18 protein-coding genes are annotated in these 18,353 nt (G+C 71.1%); 1 reads left to right on the top strand and 17 read right to left on the bottom strand.

Translation table 11 applies throughout. The annotated features are described in order from the left end of the window. Positions 1–7 precede the first annotated feature (7 nt). Positions 8–961, bottom strand: coding sequence for a DMT family transporter (locus ACZ4U4_RS13185; RefSeq protein ID WP_467872575.1), 954 nt, complete (start codon positions 959–961; stop codon positions 8–10). Positions 962–1,116: 155 nt separating this feature from the next. On the opposite strand from ACZ4U4_RS13185, the gene ACZ4U4_RS13180 reads away from it, so the two are divergent. After that, the gene (locus ACZ4U4_RS13180; protein WP_467872573.1) at positions 1,117–2,127 is read left to right on the top strand and encodes an aldo/keto reductase; all 1,011 of its coding nucleotides are present in this window, start codon (positions 1,117–1,119) and stop codon (positions 2,125–2,127) included. 97 nt (positions 2,128–2,224) lie between these two features. Here ACZ4U4_RS13180 and ACZ4U4_RS13175 read toward each other — a convergent pair whose 3' ends face one another. From ACZ4U4_RS13175 to ACZ4U4_RS13100, 16 genes are all read right to left on the bottom strand, one after another. Next, on the bottom strand, positions 2,225–3,205 hold the full coding sequence (locus tag ACZ4U4_RS13175) for a carbohydrate kinase family protein (protein ID WP_467872571.1): 981 nt from the start codon (positions 3,203–3,205) through the stop codon (positions 2,225–2,227). A gap of 1 nt (position 3,206) precedes the next feature. Continuing rightward, positions 3,207–4,430: a methionine adenosyltransferase gene (gene metK / locus ACZ4U4_RS13170; RefSeq protein ID WP_467872568.1), complete on the bottom strand. Its 1,224-nt coding sequence runs from the start codon at positions 4,428–4,430 to the stop codon at positions 3,207–3,209. Between the two features lie 53 nt (positions 4,431–4,483). Next, positions 4,484–5,293 (bottom strand): class I SAM-dependent methyltransferase, encoded by an 810-nt coding sequence (locus ACZ4U4_RS13165; RefSeq protein WP_467872565.1) that lies wholly within the window; start codon positions 5,291–5,293, stop codon positions 4,484–4,486. A gap of 171 nt (positions 5,294–5,464) precedes the next feature. Beyond that, positions 5,465–6,787, bottom strand: a complete 1,323-nt coding sequence (locus ACZ4U4_RS13160) for a cytochrome P450 family protein (protein ID WP_467872563.1) — start codon at positions 6,785–6,787, stop codon at positions 5,465–5,467. Between the two features lie 132 nt (positions 6,788–6,919). After that, positions 6,920–7,735, bottom strand: coding sequence for a carboxymuconolactone decarboxylase family protein (locus ACZ4U4_RS13155; protein ID WP_467872560.1), 816 nt, complete (start codon positions 7,733–7,735; stop codon positions 6,920–6,922). Between the two features lie 47 nt (positions 7,736–7,782). Beyond that, entirely contained in the window at positions 7,783–8,622 is an 840-nt protein-coding gene (locus ACZ4U4_RS13150) for a class I SAM-dependent methyltransferase (RefSeq protein WP_467872558.1), read from the bottom strand. Then, positions 8,616–9,419, bottom strand: a complete 804-nt coding sequence (locus ACZ4U4_RS13145) for an alpha/beta fold hydrolase (RefSeq protein WP_467872556.1) — start codon at positions 9,417–9,419, stop codon at positions 8,616–8,618. The genes ACZ4U4_RS13150 and ACZ4U4_RS13145 overlap by 7 nt, the downstream gene beginning before the upstream one ends. Continuing rightward, a complete protein-coding gene (locus tag ACZ4U4_RS13140; RefSeq protein WP_467872553.1) occupies positions 9,416–10,078 on the bottom strand; it encodes a substrate-binding domain-containing protein in 663 nt (220 codons plus the stop codon). Before ACZ4U4_RS13140 ends, ACZ4U4_RS13145 begins: the two co-directional genes overlap by 4 nt. Positions 10,079–10,081: 3 nt before the next feature. After that, positions 10,082–10,870 carry a DUF6182 family protein gene (locus ACZ4U4_RS13135; RefSeq protein ID WP_467872551.1) on the bottom strand — a complete coding sequence of 263 codons (789 nt, stop codon included), beginning with the start codon at positions 10,868–10,870 and terminating at the stop codon, positions 10,082–10,084. Next, entirely contained in the window at positions 10,867–11,997 is a 1,131-nt protein-coding gene (locus ACZ4U4_RS13130; RefSeq protein WP_467872549.1) for a hypothetical protein, read from the bottom strand. The genes ACZ4U4_RS13135 and ACZ4U4_RS13130 overlap by 4 nt, the downstream gene beginning before the upstream one ends. A gap of 2 nt (positions 11,998–11,999) precedes the next feature. Beyond that, the gene (locus tag ACZ4U4_RS13125; protein ID WP_467872546.1) at positions 12,000–13,418 is read right to left on the bottom strand and encodes an NAD(P)/FAD-dependent oxidoreductase; all 1,419 of its coding nucleotides are present in this window, start codon (positions 13,416–13,418) and stop codon (positions 12,000–12,002) included. 2 nt (positions 13,419–13,420) lie between these two features. Beyond that, positions 13,421–14,275 carry a class I SAM-dependent methyltransferase gene (locus ACZ4U4_RS13120; RefSeq protein WP_467872544.1) on the bottom strand — a complete coding sequence of 285 codons (855 nt, stop codon included), beginning with the start codon at positions 14,273–14,275 and terminating at the stop codon, positions 13,421–13,423. A 160-nt stretch (positions 14,276–14,435) separates the two neighbouring features. Then, positions 14,436–16,118 carry a GH3 family acyl-acid amido synthetase gene (locus tag ACZ4U4_RS13115; protein WP_467872541.1) on the bottom strand — a complete coding sequence of 561 codons (1,683 nt, stop codon included), beginning with the start codon at positions 16,116–16,118 and terminating at the stop codon, positions 14,436–14,438. After that, positions 16,115–16,747: a hypothetical protein gene (locus tag ACZ4U4_RS13110; protein ID WP_467872539.1), complete on the bottom strand. Its 633-nt coding sequence runs from the start codon at positions 16,745–16,747 to the stop codon at positions 16,115–16,117. The genes ACZ4U4_RS13115 and ACZ4U4_RS13110 overlap by 4 nt, the downstream gene beginning before the upstream one ends. Next, on the bottom strand, positions 16,744–17,439 hold the full coding sequence (locus ACZ4U4_RS13105; protein ID WP_467872536.1) for an HAD family hydrolase: 696 nt from the start codon (positions 17,437–17,439) through the stop codon (positions 16,744–16,746). The genes ACZ4U4_RS13110 and ACZ4U4_RS13105 overlap by 4 nt, the downstream gene beginning before the upstream one ends. A 78-nt stretch (positions 17,440–17,517) precedes the next feature. After that, on the bottom strand, positions 17,518–18,345 hold the full coding sequence (locus ACZ4U4_RS13100; protein ID WP_467872533.1) for an AfsA-related hotdog domain-containing protein: 828 nt from the start codon (positions 18,343–18,345) through the stop codon (positions 17,518–17,520). Positions 18,346–18,353: the final 8 nt, after the last annotated feature.

The raw sequence follows: 18,353 nt of genomic DNA, 5'->3' as shown, positions 1-18,353 counted from the left end.
GATGTCGCTACGCGGGGCGCGCGGCGGGCTTCTTCCGAGGTGTGCGGTTGCTGGTCCACACCGCGGCGATCACCAGGGCGCAGCCGCCCAGCTGGGTCGGGGTGGGCGTCTCGCGGAGGATGAGGAGGGCGAACGCGATGGCCATGACCGGCTGGAGGAGCAGCAGCGCCGCAGCGGTGTTGGGCGGGAGCAGCGGCCCTCCCTTGCTGATCAGCAGCCAGGCCGCGACCTGGCCGAGGAGCGCCAGCGCCACGATCCAGCCCCAGGAGGCGGCCGGGACGGCCAGCGGCAGCCCGGTCGTGAGGAGGCTGATGACACCGGAACTGACGGTGGCCGCGGCCGTCGAGACGCAGACCGGGGTCACCACGTGCCGCGGTGAACTCCGGCCGCAGCGGCGCATCAGATACAGATACACCGCATAGGCCGTGCCCGCGCCGACGCCCAGCAGCGCCCCTCGCACGGGGTGCACGGCCTGCTCGCCGGAGCCGACGACGCCGCCCGCCAGGGTGATGCCCATCAGCATCAGCGGACAGGCCAACAGGAAGCGGCGCGTCACCCGCGTGCCGTCCCAGACCCGGGCCAGCAGCGGGAAGACGATCACCTGCACATTGATGAGCACGGTGGAGACCGCGGCGCCGATGTCCAGGATGCTGAGGGTCCACATCACGTAGTCGGCGCCGAGGAACACGCCCGCGAGGATCGCGTTCCGGTGCAGCGCGGCGGGCATCGCGCCGCGCCGACGGGTCTCGTACCAGAACATCGGCACGAGGGCGAGCAGGGCGACGGCGCAGCGCAGAAAGGCCGCGGTGCCGGCGTTGACGTCGGCCAGCTTGACGAAAACGGCCGACATCGAGAGGCAGGCGGCCCCTCCGATGATCAGGGCGGCTGCCGTCGGCTGGATGCCCGGCATCTCCGGGACACGCTCGGGGGCGGGGGTTCGGGTCTTCGATGTGGCTTCCACGCCAAGCAGCCTTCCCCCTCGACGCGACAGCACTACGTGGAGATGCCGCGGGGAGGGGCGCCGTCGCGAGCGCCGCGACACCGCCGCCCCACGCCTCCGCATTCCTGGCCGGGACGTCTTGCGTGAGAGCGCACTCCAACTCCTAGGTTCGGCGCGTGCGATACATCAAACTCGGAACGACCGGACTGGAAGTCTCCGCCATCGCCCTGGGCTGCATGAGCTTCGGCGAGCCGGACCGGGGCGGCGAGCCCTGGTCACTGGGCGCGGACGCCGCCCGGGACATCATCAAGCAGGCCCTCGAGGGCGGCGTCAACTTCCTCGACACGGCCAACGGGTACAGCGCCGGAAGCAGCGAGGAGATCGTCGGACAGGCGGTCAAGGACTTCACCCGGCGCGAGGAGGTCGTTCTCTCCACCAAGGTCTGGATGCGGATGCGCCCCGGCCCGAACGGCGCCGGGCTGTCCCGCAAGGCGATCTTCGCCGAGCTGGACGCCTCCCTGAAGCGACTGGGGACCGACTACATCGACCTGTACCAGATCCACCGCTGGGACTACGACACCCCGATCGAGGAAACCCTCGAGGCGCTGCACGACGCGGTCAAGTCCGGGAAGGTCCGCTACATCGGAGCCTCTTCCATGTACGCCTGGCAGTTCGCCAAGGCCCTGTACCTGGCCGACCTGAACGGCTGGACCCGGTTCGTGTCGATGCAGGACCACTACAACCTCATCCACCGGGAAGCGGAGCGGGAGATGCTCCCGCTCTGCGCCGACCAGGGCATCGGCGTGATCCCGTGGAGCCCGCTGGCGCGGGGCAGGCTGACGCGGGCCCGGGACACCGCCACGGCGCGCGCCGGGACCGACGAGGGCGGCAAGATCCTCTACCGCGACGAGGACCAGGCGGTGGCCGAGCGCGTCCACGAGATCGCCGGCGAGCGGGGGCTGTCCCCGGCCCAGGTCGCCCTGGCCTGGGTCATGCGCAACCCGGTGGTGACCTCGCCCATCGTCGGGGTCACCAAGCCGGCCCAGCTGGCCGACGCGGTCGCCGCGGTGGACGTCGAACTCGACGAGGACGAGGCCGCCTACCTGGAGGAGCCCTACCAGCCGCACGAGGCCGCCTACCTGAAGGAGTCCTTCTACAAGCAGCGCCCTGTGGCAGGCTCCCGGTAGTCCGGGCCACCGCCGGGCCGCCGGGACACCCGGCGGCCCGGCGGCCATGACGGCTCCTCCTCCGCCTGCGGAATCTCTCAGGCATCGGAGGACGCCGTCACCCCGGCACCTCGACGCAGCGCGCGATGTCCGCAGAGGCGCCTGCGCCATAGGTGTCCGCGACGCGTGCCAGCAGATCACCACTCAGCCGATACTCCTGGGTCCCCACCGTCTCCAGAACCGTGGTGGCCACGGCACAGCCCAACTGAGCCGCCCTCTCCTCGGACAGGCCGCGTGACATACCCACGAGATATCCCGCGCGGAAGCCGTCCCCCACACCCGTGGGATCGACAGCCTTCTCGGACGGCACGGCAGGGATGGTGAGGACTGCTCCTCCCCGGGTGGCGACCGTCACCCCGTTCGCCCCCCGGGTGGTGACCCAGGTGCCCACACGGTCCCCCACCTGTTGCTCGGTCCACCCGGTGCGTTCACACAGGAGCGCGGCCTCGTATGCGTTACTGAAGAGCAGCTGCGCTCCGTCGACGAGCCGGCGGGCCTCCTCCTTTCCCAGACGGGCCAGTTGTTGTGAGGGGTCGGCGGCGTACGCAATGCCGAGCTGCCGACTCGCGGACGTGTGGCGCTGCATCGCCAGAGGGTCGTCCGGTGCGATGACGACGAGGGCGGGTCTGCCCCAACCAGCTGTGATGTCGGCCAGACTGATATGCCGCGCTTCGGTCATGGCACCCGGGTAGAAGGCGGCAATCTGGTTCTGGTCCCTGTCGGTGATGCACATGAATCTGGCCGTCCGGGACTGCTCGCTCACCTTCACATGGCTGATGTCCACGCCGTGCATGCGTAACCAGGCGCCGTACTCGGTGAAATCCGTGCCCACGGCACCGACCAGCAAGGGAGTGCATCCCAGCAGGCCGAGGCCGAAGGCGATGTTCGCGGCGGTGCCGCCCCTGCGTATCTGGAGATCGTCCACCAGGAAGGAGAGCGAGATGTGGGCCAGTTGGTCGGGCAGCAATTGTTCACCGAAGCGGCCCGGGAATGTCGTCAGATGGTCGGTGGCGATGGACCCGGTGACGGCGATGCGCATGTCAGACGCTTGCCGCCTTGCGCAGCGCCTCGACCCGGTCGGTGCGTTCCCAGGTGAACTCGGGGAGTTCACGGCCGAAGTGGCCGTACGCGGCGGTTTGGCCGTAGATCGGGCGCAGGAGATCGAGGTCGCGGATGATGGCGGCCGGGCGGAGGTCGAAGACCTCGTCGATGGCCTGCTCGATCTTGTCGGTGTCGACGGTGGCGGTACCGAAGGTCTCGACGAAGAGGCCGACCGGCTCGGCCTTGCCGATGGCGTACGCCACCTGAACCTCGCAGCGGGAGGCGAGGCCCGCCGCGACGACGTTCTTGGCCACCCAGCGCATCGCGTACGCGGCGGACCGGTCCACCTTCGACGGGTCCTTGCCGGAGAAGGCGCCACCGCCGTGGCGGGCCATGCCGCCGTAGGTGTCGATGATGATCTTGCGGCCGGTCAGACCGGCGTCACCCATCGGACCGCCGATCTCGAAGCGGCCGGTCGGGTTCACCAGCAGGCGGTAGCCGTCGGTGTCCAGCTTGATGCCGTCGTCCAGGAGGGCCTTCAGCTCCGGCTCCACGACGAACTCGCGGATGTCGGGGGCGAGGAGGGACTCCAGATCGATGTCGCCGGCGTGCTGCGAGGAGACCACGACGGTGTCCAGACGGACCGCCTTGTCACCGTCGTACTCGATGGTGACCTGGGTCTTCCCGTCGGGACGGAGGTAGGGGACCGTGCCGTTCTTACGGACCTCGGACAGGCGCTTCGACAGCCGGTGGGCCAGGAAGATCGGGAGCGGCATCAGCGTCGGTGTCTCGTCCGACGCGTAGCCGAACATCAGCCCCTGGTCGCCCGCACCCTGGCGGTCCAGTCCGTCCCCCTCGTCCCTCCGGGAGGCCCCCTCGACCTGGGTCTCGTACGCGGTGTCGACGCCCTGCGCGATGTCCGGGGACTGCGCACCGATCGACACCGACACTCCGCAGGAGGCGCCGTCGAAGCCCTTCTTCGACGAGTCGTAGCCGATGTCCAGGATGGTGTCGCGCACCAGCCGGGCGATCGGCACGTACGCCTTGGTCGTGACCTCGCCGGCCACATGGACCAGGCCGGTCGTGATGAGCGTCTCCACGGCGACACGGGACGTGGGGTCCTCGCGCAGGAGCGCATCGAGAATGGCGTCGCTGATCTGGTCAGCAATTTTGTCGGGGTGCCCCTCGGTCACCGACTCCGAGGTGAACAGACGACGGGACATGGCGATCTCCAGGATAAGGGACGGGCAGGCCGAGGAAGTGGACAGCCTTCACGTCATGCAGGGTCCTTGGTGACGGTGATGTTGTTGAAGCCGCAGGTCGCAGAGGTCTGGTGGTTGCTCTGCATCCACTCCTTCAGCTCCGCCTCGAGTTCCGCTCGGCTCTCCGGTGACAGCTCCAGGGTGTAGTTCCTGAATGCGGTGGCCATCAGGAGATTCCAGCCTCTGTCGGCCGTCCGGTAATCCGCTACGACGGACCGGTGGGTGAGCTTGACCTGCTGCCCCTGTGTCACTTCTTCGAGGAGAGTTTTCAAGAAGTGGATGTCTTCCGTGCTGCGCCAGGGTGTGGGGACCTGCAAGCCTTCCGTCTTGCTCTGTGCCAGGTCCAGGAGGACGCCGGAGATGGGCGCGAGGAAATTGCGCCCCAAGGTGCAGAGGACCAGTTTGCCGCCAGGCTTGACGGCGCCCCACAGTTTCGTCAGGAAGGCTTTGAGATCTGAGGCGAAGAAGGGGCCGCAGGAGGACACGACGATGTCGTATGCGGCGACATCGAACTGTGCCTTCTCCATGTCCTCCACGACGAACTGGATGTTCTTCACCCCTGCGGCCGCTGCGTTGGCTTCGGCTTCTTCGATCATGGAGGAGGAGACATCGATGGCCAGGGCGCTTCCTGTCGGTCCGGCGAGCTCCGCCGCCTTCACGATCGCGTCGCCCGTCCCGCAGGGCAGATCGAGTATCCGGTCGCCTTCCTTCACCGCCATGTCGGCCAGCAGCGGGTCGCGAATCAGATGGGGGAAAGTGTCCTGGATCTTCGTGTACTCGTTTGCCGCCTTCTGGAACGTGCCGCGAGAGTCGAATCCAGTCATTTCTTGAATCCCCTTCAGGTCTGTGAGCCCGTGATGATGGGCAGGCGGTCACGCCAACGGAAATACGTGCTGGCGAACTCCATCTGCGCCCCTGGTTCGGGGCAGGGGTGTTCCAGGATCTTCAGAAGGATGCAGGAGAAGGTGAGCCTCTGGGAATTCAGCTGCTGCAACTCAGCCGCGTCCCACACATTCATCTTCGGAGCACGGCGCCGAGGGAGGAAGTGTTTCCTGATCGTGGTGGTGCGAACACCACCTGTGACGAGAACCTGCCGCACGGGTTTCCCCGGGTGTCCCGTCGGCCCAGCGGACAGGGAGGCGCCGGGGGCCTCGTATGAGCAGGCCCTGGCGCCAGGGCAGGCGCGCCGGATCCGCGTCCAGGGCCAGGTCCGGGCAGCGCTCGAGGAGTGCGGTGATCGCGGTGGCCGCCTGGAGCCGGGCGAGAGGGGCGCCCAGGCAGTAGTGGATGCCATGGCCGAACGAGAGGTGACCGCCCGTGGCCCGGCGGATGTCGAAGCGGTTCGGGTCCGGGAAGCGGGCGGCGTCCCGTCCGGCGTCGGCGAGAGCGATCAACACCAGCTCACCACCCCCCGGGACGGTCACCCCGCCGATCGTCACCGGCCCGGTGGTGAATCGGTACGTCGTCGTCTCGACCGGGGTCTCGTGGCGCAGCATCTCCTCCACGGCGTTGTCGATGAGGCCGACGTCGGTTCGTAGGGCCGCGAGTTGGTCCGGGTGGCGGAGCAGGGCGAGGACGCCCGACGCGATGAGGTTGACCGTGGTCTCGAAGCCGGCGACCAGCAACAGCCAGGCCATGCCGATGAGTTCGTCGGCGGAGAGGCGGTCGCCGTCCTCGTCGGTGGTGCGGATGAGGGCGCTGATCAGGTCGTCGCCGGGGCGGCCGCGCTTCTCGTCGGTCATGCCGACCAGATAGGCGGTCATCGCGCTGGTCGCGGCGCGGCGGGCGTCGCGGTCCGGGCTGCTGAGGGCTTCTTCGGCCCAGGTGCGGAAGGAGCCGCGGTCCAGGGAGGGGACACCGAGGAGTTCGCAGATGATGCCGATCGCGAGCGGGAAGGCGAGGGCCTCGACGAGGTCGGCGCGTCCGTCGGGCGACGAGAGCATGGTGTCGAGGAGTTCGCCGGTCAGGGCCGCCACGCGCGGCAGGAGAGTCTCCACGCGGCGCGGGGTGAACTCCCTGGAGACCAGTCTGCGCAGCCGGGTGTGGTCCGGCGGGTCCGAGCTGAGCAGGTTGTGGCCGGCGGACAGCCGGGCCAGCGGCAACTCGGGGGACGCGTGTTTCCAGTTCTTGGACAGCGCCGGGTCGGTGAGGGCGTCTTTACATGCCTCGTACCCGACGACGAGCCAGGCTTCCGCGCCCTCGGGGACCCGCACACGGTGTACGGGTCCCCGGGCACGGAGTTCGGCGTAGACGGGGTGGGGATTCCTGAAGAATTCCTCGCCGAACGCCCCGAAGTCTGCTGCGATGTCCGTTTCCATGGTGAGCTGCTTCCCTTGATCGGTGCTGGATGCACGAACCGGTCAGCCATACGGTGTTCACGAACAGGCAACGGGGCGTTCCACGTTTTTATGACCGTGATTCCACGGGCATGCCGCTACCGCCGTACCGCTTTACGGCTCTACGGAGAGGTTTCGCTTCTCGAACACTTCCCGGGCCGTCCTGATGGCGTTGAGGACGCGCGGGAAGCCCGCGTACGCGGTCACCTGCGTCAGGGTCTCCACGACCTGGGCCGGGCTCAGGCCGACGTTGAGGGCGGCCCCGATGTGCACCGCCTGCTGGGGCGCCGTGTCACCGAAGGCCGTCAGGGCGGCGACGGTGACGAGCTGCTTGCGCTGCGGCGAGAGCCACGGCCGGTGGTAGATGTCGCCGAAGGAGAACTCGACGATGTACCGGGCCAGATCGGGAGCGATGTCCTTGAGGGAGTCCACGACGTCCAGGCCGTGCTCGCCGTCGATCCTGACCAGGTTCTCGGCGCCGCGCTCGTAGCGGTCGCGGTCGTCGTCCATGACCACCGGGTCGACGGTGACACCGTGGTCGGTGAAGACGGCCCGGGCGACGCGGATCGCGTTGAGCACGCGCGGGAGGCCCGTGAAGGGGGCCAGATGGACGAGGGCTTCCACGATCTCCAGGGGGGTGACGCCGACCTTGAGGGCGGCGTCGATGTGGAAATTCAGCTGGGGTGCGGTGTCCCCCAGCGCGGCGAGCGCGCCGACCGTGGCCAGCTCGCGCTCCTGCGCGTCGAGTCCGGGGCGATCGAAGAGGTCGGCGTAGGCCCACTCGACGACGAAGCGGCCGAGGTCCGGGGCGATGTCGGCCAGCGCGTCGACGATGGCGGCGCCGCGTTCGCCGGAAATCTCACCGAGGACGGCGAGGCCACGCTCGTATCGGGTGTCGGCCTGCGTGGACGGGGAATTGGGCTCATTCATACTGCACCATGCTAGTAATTAGAGTGCACACCAAGCAATTTGAGAATTCAGACGGTACCGACCGCGACGACATTTCCCTCACTGATGTAACCGTCCGGGTGGCGCAACGGGTTCGCCGCGCCCTCCGGGTCGAGGAACGGCGCCCAGTCGCCCGCAATCCCGAGATTCCGTGCCTGCCGCGCGAAAAGCGCGCACGCGTTGCCGTAGAACCGCAGGGCCGCAGGGGAGAGCGGGGCGTGGTGCTCCATGAGGATCGTGCGCTGCCGCACCGAACGGAGACCGGCCTCGCGGAGCCGGCGATACAGGTCGCGGCCGCGCAGCAGCTGCCGCGCGTACCCGGGGGACGCGGCGGACGCCCGGAAGAAGTCGGTGATCAGGAACGGGTCCGCGGGGCGTACGGTGCTCAGCGTGCCGTCGACGTCCTTGACCGCGACCAGTCCCCCGGGCCGGGTGACCCGGCGGAACTCCGCGAGGGCACGGGCCAGTTCGGCGTCGTCGAGGTACTGGGTGGTGTTCGCGCACCATACGGCGTCGAACGAGGCGTCCGGGTAGGGCAGCCGGAGCACGCTGCCCTGCCGTATCTCCGTCCGCAGCCGGGCCTGATGGTTCCGCATCCGCTCGGCGGCCCGCTCGACGTTCTCCCCGGCCAGATCGAGGGCGGAGATCCGGCCCCGTTCGCCGACGAGTTCCGCGAGCAGGGGCAGAAAGGTGCCGCTTCCGCAGCCCGCGTCCAGGACATGCCAGCCGGCGCGGATTCCGACACCCTCCAGGGCCTCCTGGTAGGCATCGGCGCAGGCTTCGAAGTGCGGGTCGACGATCTCCTCATGGGTGAAGGCCAGGCCGGTGGAGGTCGTGTAGCCGAGCCCCGCGTGATCGTCTGTCAGCATGCTGTCGCTCCATTCGGACGGGGGCCCTGCGCCGCGGCGAGGAGGCCGATGAGGATCTCCACGGTTTTCCCGGGTGCCTCCAGCGGGGCGAGGTGGCCGACGCCGGGGAGGGTGACGAGTCGGCCGTGGGGCAGGGCGGCGGCTGTCTCGCGGGCCTCGTCGAGGCTGACGAGTTCGTCCTCCTCACCCTGGACGACCACGGCGGGCACGTCCGTGGCGCTCAGGGTGGCCAGGGAGTCCTCGCGGGCGGCGATGGCCCGCTGCGCCCATGCGACGGAGTGCGGCTCGGCCTTCCCGGCCAAGGCCGTCACCTGGGTCGACAGCTGGGGCCGCCGGGCCCGGGTGGTGGCGCCGAGCAGGGACGGGGCGGTGTCCGTGACGATCCCGGCGCGCAGCGAGTCGTCGCTGATCAGGTCGGCGAAGCGGAGGCGCGCCGCGGCCCCCTCCGGCGTGTCGGCCGTGCCCCGGGCCGCGAACAGGGCCAGTGCGCGGACGCGGTGCGGATGGCGGCGCAGGAACGACATCGCCGTATAGCCGCCCATCGAGCAGCCGACGACGACCGCCGAGTCGATGGAGCGGCGGTCGAGTTCGCGGGCCAGGTCGTCGGCGACCAGGTCGAGGGAGGGGGCGGCGTCCGCCGGGAGCGGGGTGCCGCCGAAGCCGCGCTGGTCGAGGGGGAGGACGTGGTGGCCGCGGGCGCGCAGGGCCCGGGCGGACTCGTCCCACATGGACGAGTCGAGAGGCAGGGCGTGGAGCAGGACGACGGGGAGGCCCGCGCCGGTCTTCGTCCCGCTCATCGTCGGGCCGCCCGTTCCGCGTCGCCGACGAACCGCCGGACCGGTTCGGGCAGCCGGGTGCCGCGCAACCAGGCGAAGGTCACCGGGGAGGGGGGCAGGTCGTGCACCGGGACCACCTTGATGTCGGGCGGCAGGACCGCGTCGAGGGACTGGAAGGACACATGCATCGCGAGAGTGCTCCGGAGCTGTTCCACCAGGGCGGGCACGGTGGTCATGGTGTGCGTACGGCGGATGACACGGCCCGCCGGGGTACGCGGCGGTACGACGAGATCCCAGACGTGCGGCGGGAAGCCGTCGGGGCACCGGAAGCCCTCGTGGTCGGCGAGGTGTTCGAGGGAGACCGACTCCTGGGCCGCCAGGGGGTGATGGGCGCCGACGAGCACGGCACGGCCGTCCCAGGCGACGGGTTCGCTGAGCGTGATGTCCGGATCGCGCGGGTCGTACTTCACGAGCATGAGGTCCATCGCCCCGGCACGCAGCAGCGTGAACGGCTCGGAGACCTCGTGGGGGACGTACTCGACCGACGACTCCGGGTGGCCGGCGGCGGCCACGATGCGAGCGGCGAGATGGGTGGAGCCGTGGACGCCGAGCCGGAGGCGGCGGGGCGGGGCGGCCGCGCCGGGGGCGTCACCGGCGGCCGCGGGTGTGCGGGTGGTCATGGGTCACACCTCCGTGGTCAGTCCCGCGTATGCCTGGAGTTCGTCCGGGCGGTGGACGTCGGTGTCCACGCGGAGCATGGCGAACTGGTCGGCCAGGCCGGTCAGTCGGGGCACGAATCGCAGGGTCAGCCGGTCGCCGGGGTGGATCAGCCCGTCCAGGACGGCCTCGGCGAGCAGATGGTTGAGGTGCACGAGGGCGTGCGCGACGGTCACCCTGGCGGTGGCGATGTACAGGTCGCGGTGGACGGCGGGGCGGTGCCGGCCGGCATCGGAGGCGGTCGCCGGACGCGGGACGGTCACCGTGGTCGCGGGCATCGCGGCCAGCTCGTGGCCGGCCTCGAAGGTCTTGAGGAGACGGCGCAGCGTGGCCGTGGCCGCGCCCGGCGCCGGACCGCACCAGGCCACCGAGCCGTCGCCCGCGACGTGGTCGAAGGTGAACCGCTCACGCAGGTTGGCCGGGCTGCCGGCCAGGTACACGGTGCGGGTGAAGGAGCCGCGCCAGGCGTCCCCCGCCTCCGGCGCCAGGCCGAGCGCGAAGGCACAGGTCTCGCGCACCCAGCGGGGCAGATCGAGCCGGCCCACGACGACCACCGCCAGCACCTCGGTGGCGGTGGCGTCCGCGTGGTGGAAGCCGTCCCGGAGCGCGCTCAGGTCCTGGGGGCTGGAGAGTTCGAGCCGGTCGGCCAGTTCGGGGCGGGCGGTGCGGACGCGGTCCAGGGCGGAGCGCAGCAGGACGGCCGGGGAGAGGGCGTGGGGCGGGGCGAGGGTCGTCGGTTCGAGAGAGCTGGTCACAGGTACACCGCCGACAGGAGTCCGGGATCGGGAGCGGGCCGTCCGCGGCCCAGGAGGGAGCAGGTGAGCCGGTAGGGGTCGACATAGGTGTGGCCCCGCCGGTGCCGGTCGAGCGCGTCGAACAGATCGCCGGTGCCGGCCTCGACGGCGGCCCGGGAGCGCTTGAGGAGCCGGGCGGCCGTGGTCAGGCAGTTCCGCAGCAGGTCGTGCCGGAACGACTCGCGCTGGCCGGGGCCGAGGGTCGCCACGAAGTACAGGCGCATACCGAGCCGTAGCGCCTCGGTGTCGTCGCCGCACGTCTCGGCGGCCTCGCGGAGCAGTACGCCGGCCGTGTGCCCGCGCCAGCCGCCGTGCCGGGCGGAGGCGATCCGTCCGTCGATGGGTACCCGCCCCACGGGCACCCGGCGCACCGTGGGCCCGAGGCGGGTCAGGACGCGGTTGAGCAACTGGTAATCGGTGTCCAGCTCACGGTCGTAGAGCAGGACGATCTCGTCGTACCAGGGCACGAGCGGAAGCAGCTCGCGCAGGGCGCAGGCGAGGTAGTTGGGCCGGCCGTCCGAGGTGATGATGCGGCGCAGGGGCATGCCGTACCGGGTGAGGTCGAGGTAGACCGGGCCGCCGCAGTCGCGCTGGTCGAGGACGAGGCCCGTGGCGGAGAGCTGTTCGACCATCTCCTCCAGGGCGAGGCCCGGCGGCTGGTGTTCCTGGAGGCCGGGGTCGTGCATGCCGAGCCGCTCGTAGTGCCCGGCCCACAGCTCCAGCAGGCGTCGGCTCGCGGGGTGGGTCCAGCCGCTGTGCTCGATGGCGTCCCGGTACGGTCGCAGTGCCTGCGCGCTCTGCGACTGCTCCTCGGCCCGGTAGCGGACGTAGAGTTCGCCGATCTCCTCCTCGGAGAGGTGTGCGTAGTCGGTCTTGCCACGGGTGCGGTCGAGGTACTCCCAGAAGCCGACCGTCTGCTCGGTGACGTGGTAAGTGGTGTGGCTGTACCGGTACGTCACCTCGGCGAGCCGCGCCGTGGCCCGGAACATGACGTCGGTCCACAGCAGACCCTTGAGGTGGCTGGGGGTCAGGGGTTTGGTGGGGGTCACCGTGACCGGGGCCAGCAGGACGTTCTTACGGGGTGGCATCTTCATCCTCCTTTCCGCACGGCGGCTGTGAGGGTCTCCAGGAGTTCGGTCCGGGTGGGAGGCGGGGTTTCGGGAGGCGGGGCGGGGGCCGTGGGCGCCTGGCGTACCCGGCTCGGGAAGTGCTCGTCGGCGAAGAGCCGCGCGGGGGTGGTCAGGCTCGTCTGAGCGCGGAGGACTCCCCGCCGTACGACCGGATCGGTGGCCATGGCCCCGATCGCCGCCGCCCAGAGATCCGGGGGCACCGGCGGCACCGGGGGGCGCCGGGACGCCGGAGGTGCACCCGCCGCCGCCCGCCACCGCTCGGCCCGTGCCCACGAGTCGTGGACGCCCTGCTCGTACCAGGGGCGCAGGAGTTCGTCGGTGAGGTCGGCGGCGGCGCGGCTCTGCTCGGCCGTCGCGGACGGGTGCCGGTCGATCAGGTCCGCGAGCCGGAAGGCATGGGTGAGGGCGAGGGAGAGCCCGCGGCCGAACATCGGGTCGGTGACGCAGGCGGCGTCCCCGACCCGGAGGAGGCCCCTGAGGGGCGAGGCGCCCCGCAGGAGGTTCGGCGGCATGCCGATCACCCGCACCGGCCCCATCGGCTCCACGGCGTTCTCGTCGACCCACGGGAGGAGATACGGCGAGATCCCGCAGACGGCGGTGAAGGCGGCGGGGTCGCGCAGTGCCGCCGTGGCCCGGTCGCCCGGCAGGGTGCCGAGGGTGATGGCGAACACGTCGTTGTCCGCCGGGTGCGCCACGGCCGAGTAGTGGCCCCAGATGCCGCCGGCCGCGTTGCCCCGGTTGAGCGGGCCCGGCGGCGCACCGCCGGGTTCCCGCAGCCGGTAGAAGCGGCCGAAGGCGCGCAGGTGACTGGCGCCGGTGCGGTCTTTCCCGGCCGGGACGCCGGCTGCGGCGAGCCAGGAGCGGGACGCACAGCGGCGGCCGGAGGCGTCCACGACCAGGTCGGCGGCGAGCATCTCGCCGGAGTCCGTGACGACTCCGGTCGCCCGGCCGGCGTCGAGCAGGAGCCCGGTGACCTGGGTGTCGTGGCTGAGGGTCACCGTGGGCAGGGCGCTCGCGCAGCGGTGGAGGACGAGGTCCAGCACCGAGCGACGGCAGAACAGGGTGGCCAGGTCCGCGTCGTCGACTCCGCCGGGTGCCGCCGCTGCGAGGTCCAGCAGCTGTGCCCCGTCCTCCAGCAGCGCGGTCAGCACCGCCGGGGCGTGCCGCCGCAGCGTCCGTACCCCGAGCGCGTTGAGGACATGGTCGTGTGCGGCCTGTGGCACCGCCGGTCGCCGCCACAGCTCCGCGCTCTTGCCGGCGGGCCCGTCCGGGGGCGTCTCCCCCCGTTCCAGCACCCGGACCCGGTGGCCGCGTCCGCCGAGCGCCAGCGCCAGGGCGAGGCCGGCGGTGCCGCCGCCCGCGATCACGATGGTCCCCATGGTCAGCTTCTCCGGCCATGGACGAAGAACACCCGGCGTACCTCGGCGACCTCGCGTGGCGGCACCGGGTCCGGCCACCGCCCGTAGTCGGCGTCGGACTCGCCCGGCTGGACGGCGTGGACGTCGAAGCCGTACTGCGCGAACAGTGCCTCCGGCTCGTCGGTGCCGAACACCCAGGGGCACCCCCAGCGGCTGAACACGTCGAGCAGGCCCTGCATATGAGGGAGCGTCAGGGCGGCCTGGTTGACGATGTCGGCCGCGATCCGGCTGCCGGGCGCGGAGATCGCCGCGACCCGCTCCAGCATCCGGCGGGAGTCGGCCTCGGGGATGTAGTAGAGCAGGCCCTCCAGCAGCCAGGTCGAGGGCACGGTGGGGTCGTACCCGGCCGCGCGGAGCCGGTCCTCCCAGTCGTCGTCGGTGAGGTCGACGGCGACCGTGCGGTGGTCGACGCGGGGCGGGACCCCGCGCAGCCGCTCGGCCTTGAAGTCGAGCACCGACGGACGGTCGACCTCGAAGTAGCGGATGTGGTCGGGCCAGGACAGCCGGTAGGCGCGCGAGTCCATCCCGGCCGGGGCCAGCACGATCTGCGTGGTCTCCGGCGCCCGGGCGGCGTCCTGCAGCAGATCGTCGAAGAACCGGGTGCGGATGGCGTTGTAGTCCGGGGTACTGGGCAGGGAGCGCGGCCGGTCCGGCGGGAAGGTCGCGGCCCGGATCTCGGCCAGCAGGTCCGGCCCGTCGTCTCCGGCCAGTCCGGCGGCGTACGGGTCCTCGTACAGCCGGTCCGGGCGGCGGGTCTCCGCCGCGCGCAGGGCTGCGGTGAGCAAGGCGGTCCGTTCGACGGGGTTGAGCACGGGCATGGGGAGGGCTCCTCGTCGGGGGCGGTTCGAAAACGCGGGGGGGGGTCGGAGACGCGGGGGCGCGAGCGGGACCGGGGACGGCCCGCGGGCCTGCCGGGGGGCGGTTCGGCACGCCGGACGGACTCCGGTTTCTCGCGGCGCGTGGGTCAGCAGGCGGGCGTCAGCCGGTCGCCGGGCCGGTCAGCCGCCGCCACAGTGCGTCGTCCTGCCGGAACAGCCGGTCCTTCACCTGGGTCGGCCGGATTCCCGTGCCGACCGCCGTGTGCCAGTCGCGGGCGAACGCCTCGCGGTCCAGCAGCCGGACCGCCGGCCTCCCCAGCCGGCCGGCGCCCCGGGTGTGGCGGTAATCGGCGGATTCGGCGGCGAGGGCGCGGTCCAGATCGGCGGTGAAGCGGGTGGTCTCCTGCTGGTTCCAGGGGTTGCCGGGCGCGATCGCGAAGACGTACCGGGGGGTGTCGTCGGTGTCCGGTTCGACCCGGCACGCCACGTTGCGCAGGCCGAGTCCGCCGGAGTCCAGAGCGGTGTGCAGGGCCCGTACGACCTGGGCGTCCCGCAGCCGCTCCCCCGCCGCGTCGGAGCGCACGCCCCGGCCCGCGTACTCCACGCGGGGCACCCCGCCCACCCGGTCGACCACCCGGACCACGTCGCCGACGGTGTACCGGTAGAACCCGCCGACGTGGCTGAAGACCACGTGGTAGTCGCGGCCGGCCTCGATCTCGTGCGGCAGCAGCGTCGCACTGTCGGGGGCGAGGTCGCGGTCGGCGGGGACGAACTCGTACACCGCTGCCGACGCGACGAGGCTGCCGGCACAGGCGTGCCGGTCCAGCGCCACGCCGGTCGGGCCCTCGGACGCCGCCACCGGCGCGGGCAGCACGGTGACCTCGCTGCCGAACTCCGCGCGCAGCGCGGGGAGATAGAGCGAGGCGACGCCGGTGGTCCAGCAGAACAGCGCACGCAGATGAGGCCACACATGTGCGGGGCGCACGGTCCCGAAGTACTCGGCGATCCGCTCCAGTTGATCCGCTCGTGCGGCGTCGGGCGAGCAGTGGGGCAGGCCGCCCAGGGTGCCGTCGCGGACCTCCTTCACGATCCGCGGCCACCACAGGTTCAGCTGGTGCGGCACCGCGGCGATCATCGCGGGGTTGATGCCGATCAGGCCGCGCAGATCGCTCTGTACGGCCAGCCGCAGCCGCAGATAGGCACGTTCGAGGTGATCGCCGGGGTCGGTGGGCACGGGCAGGGCCGCCCAGGGCGCTCCGGTGCCGGGTTCGGCGGAGAGCGGCTCACCGAACCGGGTGCCGAAGTCGACCTGGCTGGCGCCCACGTGGGGGTGGCCGTCAGCCGTGGTGGGCGGGGCGGTGAGCGGGTCGTGCTTGAGGTTGAGGACGGCGTCGGGCCGCTGGAGCACTTCGGGAAAGTGCTCGATCAGCGGGGCCCAGGCCGCGAAGTAGAACGGCATGAAGGTGGTGCTCATGAAACGCGGGGTGACGGGCACTTTCTTGTGTGCTCCGGTGCTGCCGCTGCTGGTGAAGTAGACCTCGGGCGCGTCGGCCGTGAGCAGGCCCCGCTCGCCGGCGGCGGTCCGCTCGATCAGGGGGGCGTGGGCGGCGTAGTCCTGCAGCGGGACGGCGGCGCGGAAGTCGTCCATCGTGCGGATCCGGGCGAACCCGTGCCGCCGGCCGAACTCGGTGTCCGCGTTGAAGGCCAACAGGTCGGCCAGGGCCTGTGCCTGAGCGTGCGGCATGTCCGTGTTCTCGGCGGTGAGCCGCTCGCGCGCGGCGTACACGCGCTCGCGGTAACGGCCGGCGTGGCCGGGGGTGTGCCATACGGAGCGGGCGTTCACGCGGTGAGCACCTCCCGTACGGCCTCGACGGCGCGTTCGACGCTGGGCTGTTCCGGCAGCTCGGTCACCGGGAGGTCGTGCACCTCCTCCAGCAGCAGCTTGCGCAGATCCCTCTGATACCGCTCGAACCCGGCCATGTCGCCTTCGTCACCTTCGTACTCGAGGGAGTTGAGGCCCGCGCCGTCGCCGCGTCGCCGCCAGGCGGACGACGGCGAGACATCGAGGTAGACCACCCGGTCCGGCTGCGGGAACGTGCGCCACCAGTCGTACATCAGGGTGTCCCGGACCCCGGCCATCCGGCACTTCGCGAGGATCTTGTAGTAGTACGAGTCCACGAGCACCGGCACCCGCGGGTCCCGTCCGTGCACCTGGTCCCGCAGGTGCACCACGGCCGTCTGGAGCACGCTGGCCAGGAAATCCGCCGAGTAGGCGGTGCCGAGGCCGGGCAGCAGGTGATCCTGGAGGTCGCGGCGGAGCCGGGTGATCAGGGTGTGCTCGGGGGCGACGAAGGCGCTGTCCGTCGACATCAGCCGCCACTCGGGCAGCAGCCCGGCGAGGCGGCGCATCACCGACGACTTGCCGGCTCCGTCGGGGCCGAGCAGGACGAAGAACGGGCCTTCGGCCGTCATGCCGTGACCCCCTTGACGCGCTCGGCCAGTCGCTCTCGCAACTCCTTCGCCTCCCCGACGGCGACGGGGTGCCCCACGAGTTCCAGCATCGGCAGGTCGGAGACATGGTCGCCGTAGGCCCAGCAGTCGCGCGGGTCGACGTCGGGACGGGACGCCAACTCCTCCAGCACGGCGGCGCGTTTGCCGGCGCCGATGACCGGGGTCCCGACCTCCCCGGTGTAGCGGCCGTCGGCGACGAGCGGGCGGGTGCAGAGGACGACGTCGGCGCCCACCTCACGCGCGAGGGGCTCCAGGAGCGGCGGAAAGGAGCCGGAGACGAGGACGACGGTCGCACCGCCGGCGCGATGAGCGGTCAGGGCTTCCCGGGTCGACTCGATGTAGAAGCCCCGGCCGGACGCGGTGCGTTCGGCGAACCACTCCTCGGCGAGCCTGCCGATCGTCTCCACCGACTCGTCGGCGTAGTGGCCGTAGTAGAAGCGGTTGATCTCCGCACGGGGGGTGCCGTCGCCGGCCCGGCGGCGGACCTCCGCCATGATCCGCTCGTACTCCGCCTCCCCGGCGGGGCCCTGCCGGCGCACCAACTGGTAGTGGAGGAAGTCGAACATGCTCTTGACGGTGATCAGGGTTTCGTCGACGTCGCTGAAGACCAGGTAGGGGCGGCCCGCAGCCGGCCTGCGGCTGGGTTCTGACATGTAAGGGCTCCTTCTTGATGCCGACCGGTGGCCCGCCGCGCATCCGGGCCGCCGTCTGTCACTCGGTACACGCCTCGGTCACGCGATACGGACCTCGGCCGATTCCGGTTCCTTCGCCGCAGCCAGGATCGCGGCGGTGTCCTGGAGGGACCGCGCCGCCGCCCGGGTCTCCTTGGCGTGAGAGACCTGGGTGTCGAAGGCGGTGAAGCGGACCTCCATCACCGCGGTCTCCCCGCCGCCCTGGAGCACGGCGAGTTCGCAGGAGAACGCCGTACGGGTGCGGTGCGGCGAGCGGTGCGAGAGGACCGTGCACCGGACGGTCGCGGGCAGCGGGAAGAGGAAGTTCCGGTAGCGGGTGGCGAAGGTGTCGATCACGAAGTAGCTGTTGCCGACCGCCTCCGGCGGCAGGTAGTGCTGCTCGGCCACCGCGATGAACATCTGCCGTCCGGCCTCCATGACCAGCATGCCCTGCATGTGCTGGCCGGTGACGTGGTCGGACATCACCTCGCTGCCGGAGTCCACCAGCAGGTCCGACTCGAAAGAGCTGGGGCCGGTCCGCCGGGGCAGGGAGATCAGCACGTTCTCCGCCCGGTGCTTGTGCGCGATCTCCCGCCCGGCACGGTCACACAGCGCCTGGTCGTCGATGACGACCGCGTCCGTGAGGCCGCGCCGGGCCAGGGTGTCGCGGACGAACTGGACGTCGAACTGGGACACCCCCTGCCCGAGCGTCACCGAGGCCGCGCCGGTGCCGCCGGGGAACGCGCCCTCCCTTATCCGCCGGATGAGCTGAGATACCGTCAGGACACCGTCGTGTGCGGCGAATTCGGCGAAGACGTCGCCCACGAGGAAGAGGGTGCCCGGTTCCGCTTCGGTGCGGCGAGGGGGCTCATGTATCTCGGAGGACACGGCGAACG

This window comes from Streptomyces sp. NPDC029159 (assembly GCF_055564055.1).
The sequence above is the reverse complement of the archived record's forward strand: the minus strand, read 5'-3'. Positions and strand labels throughout refer to the sequence as shown.